Origin of the sequence: Pseudomonas sp. MNR3A, assembly GCF_009650575.1 — a bacterium.
Classification (GTDB): Bacteria; Pseudomonadota; Gammaproteobacteria; order Pseudomonadales; family Pseudomonadaceae; genus Aquipseudomonas; species Aquipseudomonas machongensis.
In genome coordinates this window covers 77,961-88,951 of record NZ_VZZS01000026.1, presented here as the reverse complement: position 1 = coordinate 88,951, position 10,991 = coordinate 77,961, and the positions used below count along the sequence as shown (strand labels likewise).

The 10,991-nt window shown below is 62.8% G+C and carries 7 protein-coding genes; 4 read left to right on the top strand and 3 right to left on the bottom strand.

Annotated features, from left to right (window positions below):
• The coding region (locus F6X62_RS18290; protein WP_153774335.1) for an SIS domain-containing protein at positions 1–678 on the bottom strand (678 nt) is incomplete at its 3' end.
• A gap of 104 nt (positions 679–782) precedes the next feature.
• On the opposite strand from F6X62_RS18290, the gene zwf reads away from it, so the two are divergent.
• Positions 783–2,225, top strand: a complete 1,443-nt coding sequence (gene zwf / locus F6X62_RS18285) for a glucose-6-phosphate dehydrogenase (RefSeq protein WP_153774334.1) — start codon at positions 783–785, stop codon at positions 2,223–2,225.
• A 37-nt stretch (positions 2,226–2,262) separates the two neighbouring features.
• Here the strand turns inward: zwf and F6X62_RS18280 are convergent, their stop codons facing one another.
• Positions 2,263–5,127: an EAL domain-containing protein gene (locus F6X62_RS18280; protein ID WP_153774333.1), complete on the bottom strand. Its 2,865-nt coding sequence runs from the start codon at positions 5,125–5,127 to the stop codon at positions 2,263–2,265.
• A 142-nt stretch (positions 5,128–5,269) separates the two neighbouring features.
• Here F6X62_RS18280 and uvrD point away from each other — a divergent pair, with 142 nt between their 5' ends.
• The 3 genes from uvrD to F6X62_RS18265 all read left to right on the top strand — a co-directional run bounded on the left by uvrD (position 5,270) and on the right by F6X62_RS18265 (position 8,992).
• Positions 5,270–7,453, top strand: coding sequence for a DNA helicase II (gene uvrD, locus F6X62_RS18275; RefSeq protein ID WP_065864628.1), 2,184 nt, complete (start codon positions 5,270–5,272; stop codon positions 7,451–7,453).
• Positions 7,454–7,617: 164 nt separating this feature from the next.
• A complete protein-coding gene (locus F6X62_RS18270) occupies positions 7,618–8,469 on the top strand; it encodes a Tim44 domain-containing protein (protein WP_153774332.1) in 852 nt (283 codons plus the stop codon).
• 115 nt (positions 8,470–8,584) lie between these two features.
• Positions 8,585–8,992, top strand: a complete 408-nt coding sequence (locus F6X62_RS18265) for an SMI1/KNR4 family protein (RefSeq protein WP_063541864.1) — start codon at positions 8,585–8,587, stop codon at positions 8,990–8,992.
• A gap of 134 nt (positions 8,993–9,126) precedes the next feature.
• Here F6X62_RS18265 and F6X62_RS18260 read toward each other — a convergent pair whose 3' ends face one another.
• Positions 9,127–10,887: a cation:proton antiporter gene (locus tag F6X62_RS18260; protein WP_063541866.1), complete on the bottom strand. Its 1,761-nt coding sequence runs from the start codon at positions 10,885–10,887 to the stop codon at positions 9,127–9,129.
• Positions 10,888–10,991 lie beyond the last annotated feature (104 nt).

The window sequence follows — 10,991 nt, the reverse complement described above, 5'->3', positions numbered from 1 at the left end:
ATCAATCGCCAGGTTGACGGTCGACAGCTCCGCCAGCGGCGTCTGGCTCGGGCACAGGGTGATGAGATTGGCGCCGCTTTCACGCACCAGGTTGGCGGTGATCAGCAAGTCTTTCGAACGCCCCGACTGCGAGATGCACACGGCGACATCACCCGGTTTGAGGGTCACCGCCGACATCGCCTGCATGTGCGGGTCGGAATAGGCTGCGGCGCTGAGCAGCAGGCGGAAGAATTTGTGCTGGGCATCGGCGGCGACCGCACCGGAAGCCCCGAAGCCATAGAACTCCACGCGCTGCGCCTGGGCCATGGCACTTACCGCCTGCTGCAGCGCCTGCGGGTCGAGGTGCTCGCGCACTTCCATCAGCGTGTGCAAGGTGGTGTCGAAAATCTTCAGGCTGTAGTCGGCGACCGAATCGTCTTCATGGATGGCGAACTGGCCGAAGCTGGCGCCCGCCGCCAGGCTTTGCGCCAGCTTGAGCTTGAGGTCCTGGAAGCCCGAACAGCCGATGGCGCGGCAGAAACGCACGATGGTCGGCTCGCTGATACCAACACTGTGGGCAAGATCGGCCATCGAGCTGTGCATGACGGCAGCCGGATCGAGCAGCACGTGATCGGCCACTTTCAGTTCCGATTTGCGCAGCAGGTGGCGCGATTGAGCGATATGTTGCAACAGATTCACAGGCTGGACTCGGTTATGATCGGCTGGCCGGGATGTAGCTATCTTGTAGTTATACTACATGACCGGCTGACCGCCCAGCTAAACGAACGTGGGAGAGTGGTGGCTTGAGTATCCCTTGCGACATTCTGGTTTTCGGCGGCACGGGCGACCTGGCCCTGCACAAGCTGCTGCCGGCGCTTTATCAGCTCTACCGCGAGGGTCGCCTGCACAACGCCGTGCGGATCATCGCCCTGGCCCGCCGCCCCCTGCCGCGCAACGACTACCTCAAGCTCACCGAGCGTCATTGCCGGGCGCAGATCGCCCGCAACGACTTCGACGAGGAGGTCTGGCAGCGCTTCTCGGCACGCCTTGACTACTTCGCCATGGACGCCTCCCAAGGCGCCGATTTCGGGCGCCTGGCCCGTTACCTCGGCGAGCCCGGTGGCCTGACCCGGATCTTCTATCTCGCCACCGCCCCCAACCTGTTCGTGCCCATCGCCAACAATCTGCGCCTGGCCGGGCTTGCCGACAGCGAAGCGCGCATCGTGCTGGAAAAGCCCATCGGCCATTCACTGGAGTCGGCCACGGCGATCAACGAAGCCATCGGCGCGGTATTCGACGAGTCCCAGGTGTTTCGCATCGATCACTACCTGGGCAAGGAGACGGTGCAGAACCTCATGGCCCTGCGCTTCGCCAATGCCCTGCTGGAGCCTGTATGGCGCAACAGCCAGGTCGATCATGTGCAGATCAGCGTCTGCGAAACCCTCGGGGTCGAGAACCGCGGCGCCTACTATGATCGCGCCGGCGCTACCCGCGACATGCTGCAGAACCATCTGCTGCAACTGCTCTGCCTGGTGGCGATGGAGCCACCGGCACAATTCGAGGCCGAGGCGGTGCGCGACGAGAAGGTGAAGATCCTTCGTGCGCTGCGCCCCATCACCGGCCAGGACGTGCAGGACAAGACCGTACGCGGCCAGTACAGCGCCGGCAAGATCGGCGGCCAGGAGGTCCCGGCCTACTACTTCGAGAAAGATGTCGACAACGACAGCGATACCGAAACCTTCGTCGCCGTTCAGGCTCATATCGAGAACTGGCGCTGGGCCGGCGTGCCGTTCTACCTGCGCACCGGCAAGCGCATGGCGCGGCGCTCGTCGCAGATCGTCATCCAGTTCAAACCGGTGCCCCATGAGCTGTTCGCCGGCGGCCAGGTCAACCAGTTGCTGATCCAGTTGCAACCCGACGAGCACATCAGCCTGCGCATGATGACCAAGAGCCCCGGCCGCGGCATGCGCCTGGCGCCGGTCGAGCTGGACCTGAACCTGGCCCAGGCCTTCGCCCAGACACGCCGCTGGGAGGCTTACGAGCGCCTGCTGCTGGATGTACTGGACGGTGACTCGACGCTGTTCATGCGCCGCGATGAAGTGGAGGCTGCGTGGGCCTGGATCGACCCGATCCTCAAAGGCTGGGAGGAACACTTCCAGGCACCGCGGACCTACCCGGCAGGCAGCAATGGGCCGGAGCAGGCCAACAGCCTCCTCGCGCATCAGGGCCGACACTGGCACCTCTGACCATCTCCTGCCCCGGCACTTGCCGCCGGGGCGCAGGTCATCTTCGCGAGCGCTCCAGCAACGTCTTGAACGCTGCGGCATCGATCGGTCGACTGATCAGGTAACCCTGCGCCTCGTCGCACCCCTGTTCACGCAGGAATGCCAGCTGCTCCTGGGTTTCCACCCCCTCGGCCACCACCTCCAGCCCTAGGCTCTTGGCCATGGCGATGATTGCCCGGATGATCGCGGCATCCTGGCTGCCCTCCTGCAGGCCCCGAATGAACGCCTGGTCGATCTTCACGTAGTCCACCGGAAAGCGCTTGAGGTAACTCAGCGATGAATAGCCGGTACCAAAATCGTCGATCGCCAGCTTCACGCCCAATGCGTGCAGTTGCTGGAAGGTGGCGATGATGTGCTCGACATTGTCGAGCAACTGGCTTTCGGTCAGCTCCAGCTCCAGCAGGTGCGGCGCCAGTCCGGTCTCCTGCAGTACCTGACGCACCAGGCTGACCACCTTGCCCTGGCGCAACTGGTAGACCGACAGGTTGACCGACACACGGATCTCCCAACCCTGGCGCAACCATTCACATGCCTGCCAACACGCCTGACGCAGGACGAACTCACCCATCGGCGCAATCAACCCGGTTTCTTCGGCCAGCCCGATGAACTCGCCCGGCGGCACCATGCCCCACTGTGGATGCTGCCAGCGCACCAGCGCCTCGGCGGCATGCAGATGGCCGGAACGCAGGCACAGCTTGGGCTGGAAGTAGACCCGCAGCTGGTTTTCGTCGAGAGCCTTGCGCAGATCGTTTTCCAGTTGCAGGCGTTCCAGGGTGCTGGCACGCAGGCTTTCGGTATAGAACTGGAAGCTGTCGCCCCCCAGGTGCTTGGCGTGTTGCTTGGCCATGTCGGCCTGACTGACCAAAGCGTTGAGGTCGAAAGTGGCCTCCGACAACACACTGATGCCCACCGATGCACTGATCACCACCTCATGACCGCCCACTCGCTGCGGCACCCGCAGCTTGTCGAGCAGGCGTGTGGTGACCCGCACCAGGCTGGAAAGATTGCTGTAGCCATCGAACAGCACGGCGAACTCGTCGCCGGAGATACGTGCCACGGTGTCGGCCTCCGGCACCGCATTGGCCAGGCGCTGGGCCATTTTCTTCAGCAACTGGTCGGCCAGTTCGTGCCCCAGGCTTTCATTGAGCAGCTTGAAGCGGTCCAGATCGACATGCAGCAGCGCCAGGCTGCGGCCGTTCAGGCGCACACGCTGCACCGCCTCATGCAGGCGCAGACGGAACAGCGCTCGGTTGGCAAGGCCTGTGAGGTCATCGTAGTGGGCCAGATAGCGCAGGCGCTCCTCCGACTCACGGCGCGCCGACAGGTCCGTGAAGAACGCCACGATATTGCTGATGTTGCCTTGTCCATCGCTCACGCCATTGAGCTGCAACCATTGCGGGTAGAGCTCGCCATTGCTGCGCGCCTCGACCAGCTCGCCCTCCCAGCGCCCTTGCTGCTCGAGGGCCTGGTGGATCGATTGGCTGTGCCGACGGGCGTCGCGGCTGCATGGCAGCTCCAGCAGGTCACGCAGGATCAGGTCTTCGCGCCCGTAGCCGGTGAGATCGCAGAATCGCTGGTTGACCGCCAGCAACTGGTAGTGCGCATCGAGGATGGCGATGCCTTCACTCGCCGCTTCGAACACGGTGGCAGCCAGCCGCTGCTGTTCTTCCTGTTCCTTCTGTGCGGTGATGTCACGACGGGTACCCAGCATGCGCAGGACCTTGCCGTCGGCATCACGCTCGACCGCCCGTCCCCGGTCCTCGATCCAGCACCAGCGACCTTGCGTGTGGCGCACCCGGTATTCGACGCGATAGTCGTCGCTGCGGCCCTTGAGGTGCTCGACCAGCGTGCGACGCAGTAGCGGCAGATCGTCGGGATGCAAGCGCGGCTTGAGGTCGGCACGCACCGAGCGCACCTGCCCAGGCTCCAGGCCGAACAAGGCATGCAGCTGGGTGTGATGGACTTCGTCGGTTTGGAGGTCCCAGTCCCATAGCCCCAGTTCGCTAGCCTCCAGCGCCAGGCTCAGGCGCTGCTCGCTGGCACCCAGGGCCTGGGTGGCAAGCGCCAGCTCCCGGCCTCGCTCGCTCACCCGCAGCTCGAGGCCGGCCTGCGCTTGGCGCAATTGCTCTTCGGCGTGACAACGGTGGCGGATCTCTGCGCTCAAGGCCTGGTTCAATTGCTCGCCATGGCGTTGCGCACCCTGCAGATGCTCGATCAGTGCCTGGTTCTGAAAGCGCCGAAGCAGACCGCGTTCGATCAGACGATTGACCTGCCAGGCCACCACCATCAGGGCTCCGAGCAGGATCAGGCCAAGCCAGCCCCAGCCGCGCTGCAACCCGTCCTGATAAAAGAACAGAAATCCGATCGGCGGCAACAGGCCGGGTAACACGAAGCTGAGAAAGGCCGGCAGGCTGACCGCGTAGGCGACGCTCGCCGACAGCGCCGCTGCGCCCAGCAGGCCGAAAACCCAGGCCTGCTGGACGAAACTGTCCACCGGTACCAGCGCGAGGGCGGCACAGCCAAGCGTCAGGCCACTGAAGGCCGAACCACCCAGAAACATCCGCCACCAGGTCGGCTTGGCCTGACGCTCCGGCGAGGCCGCATCGAAGGCCGCCACCTGGATCACCCGCAAGGCCACCAGCGCCAGTAACCAGACCATCCACACGCCGACCAGCAGGTAGCGGGCAGGGCTCCACAGCAGCCAGGCGCAAAGCAGGCCGTTGAGCAACATGAACAGGGTGGGCAGCAAGGAGCCCTGGTAAAGCAGGCGGGTCCGCTCGATGGAGAGCTGGGTTGCGAATTGCCTGCGAACGCTCCTTGTCGATTCGGGTGATGCGTCGATCACCACGCAATTCTGGGTCATATGGCAGTGTTCTTATAATGGTCAGCCGCGAACGTGCACGGAGCATACACAAGCGCGAGGCCAGGCCAAACTGCTGTATGTCATGATTTCACAAATGCCCGACCATTTGCCCGCAGCCCCCGCGCCAACCTAGAATGGCCGGATGCACACTGATGACCTCTCCCTACTGCTCAATTCCCTCAACGATGCCCAACGCCAGGCCGTAGCAGCCCCGCGTGGGCGTCAACTGGTGCTCGCGGGCGCCGGCTCTGGCAAGACCCGCGTGCTGGTGCACCGCATCGCCTGGCTGATCCAGGTCGAACAGGCCTCGCCGCATTCGATTCTGTCGGTGACCTTCACCAACAAGGCCGCCGCGGAGATGCGTCACCGTATCGAGCAGTTGCTGGGCATCAACCCGGCTGGCATGTGGGTCGGCACCTTCCACGGCCTGGCCCACCGCCTGCTGCGTGCCCACTGGCAGGAAGCGCGCCTGGCGCAGAATTTCCAGATCCTCGACGGCGACGATCAGCAGCGGCTGATCAAGCGAGTGATCCGCGAGATGGGCCTGGATGAGCAGCGCTGGCCGGCACGCCAGGCCCAGTGGTTCATCAACGGCCAGAAGGACGAAGGCCTGCGCCCGCAGCACATCCAGGCCAGCGGCGACCTGTTCCTGGCGACCATGCGCGGCATCTACGAAGCCTATGAGCAGGCCTGCGAGCGCGCCGGGGTCATCGACTTCTCCGAGCTGCTGCTGCGCGCTCTCGACCTGTGGCGCGACAACCCTGGCCTGCTCGAGCACTACCAGCGCCGTTTCCGCCACCTGCTGGTGGACGAATTCCAGGACACCAACGCCGTGCAGTATGCCTGGCTGCGCCTGCTGGCCGGCGGTGGCGAAAGCCTGATGGCTGTGGGCGACGACGACCAGTCGATCTATGGCTGGCGCGGTGCGAAGATCGAGAACATCCATCAATACACCGCCGACTTCCCCGACGCCGAACTGATCCGCCTGGAGCAGAACTACCGCTCCACCAGTGGCATCCTCAAGGCCGCCAACGCCCTGATCGCCAATAACAGCGGGCGTCTGGGCAAGGAGCTGTGGACCGATCTGGGCGAAGGCGAACCCCTCACCCTGTACGCGGCATACAACGAGCACGACGAAGCACGCTACGTGGTCGAAAGCATCGAGCGCATCATCAAGGACGGCAATTCGCGCAGCGACATCGCCATCCTCTATCGCTCCAACGCCCAGTCGCGGGTGCTCGAAGAAGCCCTGCTGCGTGAGCGCATCCCCTACCGCATCTATGGTGGCCAGCGCTTCTTCGAGCGCGCCGAGATCAAGAACGCCATGGCCTACCTTCGTCTGCTCGAAGGCCGCGGCAACGATGCAGCACTCGAGCGGGTGATCAACGTTCCGCCACGCGGCATCGGCGAGAAGACGGTCGAAGCGATCCGCGAACATGCCCGCCACAGCCAGCTGTCGATGTGGGATGCCATGTGCCAGCTGCTCGCTGCCAAAGCACTCAAAGGCCGTGCGGCCAGCGCCCTGGGCGGTTTCATCGAGTTGATGGAAAACCTTGCGACCAAGGTCATGGAGATGCCACTGCACACCATGACCCAGACCGTCATCGAGCAGTCCGGGCTGATCATCTACCACCAGGAAGAAAAGGGTGAAAAGGGCCAGGCTCGGGTGGAAAACCTTGAGGAACTGGTCAGCGCTGCGCGCAACTTCGAATCCACTGAAGAAGATGCCGACCTTTCGCCGCTGTCGGCATTCCTCGGTCACGCCTCGCTGGAGGCCGGCGACGCCCAGGCAGACGAGCACGAAGACAGTGTGCAGTTGATGACCTTGCACAGCGCCAAGGGCCTGGAGTTCCCCTACGTGTTCCTGGTCGGCCTGGAAGAAGGCCTGTTCCCGCACAAGATGAGCCTGGAAGAACCTGGCCGCCTTGAGGAGGAGCGCCGTCTGGCCTACGTCGGGATCACCCGCGCGATGCGCCAGCTGATCATGACCTACGCCGAGACCCGGCGCCTGTATGGCAGCGAGACATACAACAAGGTATCGCGTTTCGTACGGGAAATTCCGGCAGGTCTGGTTCAGGAAGTACGCTTGTCCAATTCGGTCAGCCGTCCTTTCGGCGGTGCGCAGACCCAGGCCAGCAGCCTCTTCGCCAACGCCAACATCCCGCAGACGGCGTTCAGCCTTGGCCAACGCGTGCAGCACTCGGTGTTTGGTGAGGGCGTTATCCTCAACTTCGAAGGGTCCGGGGCACAGGCTCGCGTGCAAGTGAACTTCGACGAAGGCAGCAAGTGGCTGATGCTTGGGTATGCCAAGCTGGAAGCGATCTGAGGACGAGTCGCGCTGACTCGTCCTGCAACGCTCTTTCAGACGCTAGATTCAGACGCGGATTACAGGATCAGGCAAAAGCTCGAAACATTCTTGCGCTAGCCATGTCTCCTAGATCATGTGCACCATGACGCGCGTGCAATCCACAAAACGGGAAATCCCATCTTATGCAACGTTTTCTTAGCATCGCACTGGCGCTCTGCGTCGGCCTGACGCTGAGCCTCGACGCCAACGCCAAGCGCTTCGGCGGTGGCAAGAGCTCGGGCGCTGCGCCTATGCACCAGACCCGCCAAGCCTCCCCAACCACGCCTGCCGCCGCGCCGACCGCTCCAGGCCGTGCACCGGCCGCTGCCAGCGGTGCTTCGCGCTGGCTGGGCCCTCTGGCCGGCCTCGCCGCCGGTGGCCTGCTCGCCTCCATGTTCATGGGAGACGGCTTCCAGGGCATGCAGATCCTCGACTTCCTGATCATGGGCCTGATCGCCTTCCTGGTCTTCCGCTTCATCGCTGCGCGCCGTCGCCAGCAGCAGCCGCAAGCTGCCGCAGCCGCCGGCCACGCTCCTTACCAGCGTGAAGTGCAACAACAGCCTGCGCAATCGATCTTCGGTGGATCGGCCGCGCCTGTCGCCGCCGCGCCAGTCATCAACGCCCCGGCCTGGTTCAACGAGCAGAGCTTCCTGGCCGCTGCCCGCAACCACTTCCAGACGCTTCAGCAGCACTGGGATGCGAACGAGATGGACAAGATCGCCGAGTTCGTTACCCCGCAAATGCTCGAGTTCCTCAAGCGTGAGCGTGCCGAGCAAGGTGATGGCTTCCAGTCCACCTACATCGACGACCTCGATGTGCAGCTGGAAGGCGTCGACGACCGCGCCGACAAGACCATCGCTACCCTGACCTTCCGTGGCGTATCGAAGAACTCGCGCTTCGATCAGGGCGAGGCCTTCAGCGAAAGCTGGCACATGGAGCGTGTACAGGGCGAGAACCAGCCCTGGATGCTCGCCGGTATCCGCCAGAACGGCTGATTCTGACGCGCTTCACAGAAAAACCCCGGGCCTGTCCCGGGGTTTTTGCTTTTGCCACACTGGGCTACTAGGGTATAACGCGCAGCGTTGTCATCAAGGTAAGAGGAAGTGAACTGTGGAAGAAGTGATCGAACAACTCCGTGAAGCCAATGAGCCAGTACCCGTGCCCCTGGAGCTTCCCGACGAAGACCAACTGGTCGAAATCGAAGAACAGCTGTTCATCAACATTCCCTTCGTCTTCAAGGAATTCCTGCTGACCGTCAGCGACGTGGTCTACGGTTCCCTCGAGCCGGTCACTGTCACCGACCCGCAGTCGCACACCTACTTGCCTGATGTTGCCGCCAATGCCTGGGATGCCGGCGTACCACGCGACCTGATCCCCCTTTGCCAGGACGGCGACAGTTACTACTGCGTCGAGGAAGACGGCACGGTAGTGCTGTGGGATGGCGACGAAGAAATCGTTGGCGAGGAAAGCTGGGAGTCGGTGTGGCACTGGGCGCGGGACGTCTGGCTGGAAAGCTGAACCCGAATGCGCAAAATAATGGCACACCGCCATTAACTACTCGTAGAATCGCCAGGCTTTCTGCGCCTGGCGACATCGTTACCGCCTGATCCCCTCGGACTACCATGAAGTCTTGCGCAGGGAGCGATTACCCCTCAATGCGAGTGATCGCGGCTGTTCTCCAACGTTTCCAGCAGGGCGATCTGCATGCGCGTATGCACGCGCACGAACCAACGCCACAACAGCGCGACCACCACGGCCGCGACCACGGCGATGACCAGCAAAAGCTCGTTGGTCGGCAGGATGCTCGCCGACAGTGCCGACAGCAGCAGGAAGATCACCAGCAGCGACAACAGCGGAATCACTTCGGCAATCACGCGGCGCACACGCTGAGTGTGACGCCCGGCCATCTCCGGCTTGACCCCCATCTCCGCCAACAGCATCGACAGCGCCTTGAGCTTGCGATAAGCGGCGATCAGGAAGGGCAGTGACAACAACAATGCCGCACCCCAGATCACCGCCTTCTGCTGCCCGACATCACCGATCCATTCGCTCAACCAGGTGCCGATGCGTACCGCGAAGTAACCACCGCTGAAGAAGATGGCGATTACCAGTGCCAGGTTCACCCCCACTTGCAGCAGGATGCGCCGGATCATCGCCGCCAGCATGGCGCCCTCGCCTTGAGGCTGAATGTTGCGCAACCACTCGCCATACAGCGACAGCACCCGCGACAGGCGCTGCGGTACCACCTTGCCCAGACGAATCGACAGGGGATCCGCGGCACGAATCAGGTAAGGCGTGAGCAAGGTGGTGATGGCCGAGACGGCCACTGCGACTGGGTAGAGGAAGTCGCTGGTGACCTGCAAGGTCATGCCTAGGGCAGCGATGATGAAGGAGAATTCGCCAATCTGTGAAAGCCCCATCCCCACACGCAATGAGGTACGTCCATCGTTGCCCGCAATGAAGGCGCCCATGCCGCAGGAGAGCATCTTGCCCAGCACCACAGCCAGGGTGATCACCACGATCGGCCAGGCGTAGTCGATCAACACCTGCGGATCGATCATCAGGCCAATGGCGACGAAGAAGATGGCGCTGAACAGGTCGCGTACCGGCTCGATCAGGCGCTCGATCTTCAGCAACTGGCGCGATTCGGCCATGATCGCACCGATCAGGAAGGCGCCCAGCACCATGCTGTACTCGAGCTTGACCACCAGCAGGCAGAAGCCGAAGCACAGCCCCAGTACGGTAATCAGCAACATCTCGTTGCTCTCGAACTTCGCAACGTAGGCCAGCAGCCGTGGCACCAGCAGGATGCCAATGACCAGCGCCACGATCATGAACAGCGACAGCTTGCCGACAGTGGAGAACACCTCGCCGGAACTGACCGTACCGCTGACCGCAATGCCTGAAAGCAGGGCGATGATACCGATGCCGAGGATGTCCTCGACGATCAGGACGCCGAAAATCAGCTGCGCGAACCGCTCGTTCTTCATCTTCAGGTCGTTGAGCGCCTTGACGATGATCGTCGTCGAGGAGATCGCCAGGATGGCACCGAGGAACAACGAGTCCATGGTGCTCCAGCCGAACCAGCGGCCGATCTCGAAGCCGATCCAGATCATCAGCACGATTTCGAGGAAGGCAGCGATGAAGGCGGTCGCCCCCACCTTGAACAGCTTGCGCAGGCTGAACTCCAGGCCCAGGCAGAACATCAGGAAGATCACCCCGAGCTCGGCCAGGGTCTTGATCGTGTCTTCGTCGTGGATGAGGCCGAACGGCGGCGTGTGAGGGCCGATGATGAAACCGGCGACGATGTAGCCCAGCACCACTGGTTGGCGCAGCCTGTGGAAAAGAATGGTTACCACCCCTGCGACCAGCATGATCACGGCCAGATCCTGGATGAAGCTTATGGCATGCATGGCGTGGCACTCCTTTTCTCTACGCACGGGGGCAGACCGCTCCTCTGCCAGGCATCCCCGATCGAGCAGCTAGTACAGATTGTGTTGAAGGGTGGAACACCCAT

Coding starts and splice junctions, on each gene's coding strand:
- F6X62_RS18280 (WP_153774333.1), bottom strand. CDS start 5,127: ATGACCCAGAATTGCGTGGTGATCGACGCATCACCCGAATCGACAAGG.
- uvrD (WP_065864628.1), top strand. CDS start 5,270: ATGCACACTGATGACCTCTCCCTACTGCTCAATTCCCTCAACGATGCC.
- F6X62_RS18270 (WP_153774332.1), top strand. CDS start 7,618: ATGCAACGTTTTCTTAGCATCGCACTGGCGCTCTGCGTCGGCCTGACG.
- F6X62_RS18260 (WP_063541866.1), bottom strand. CDS start 10,887: ATGCATGCCATAAGCTTCATCCAGGATCTGGCCGTGATCATGCTGGTC.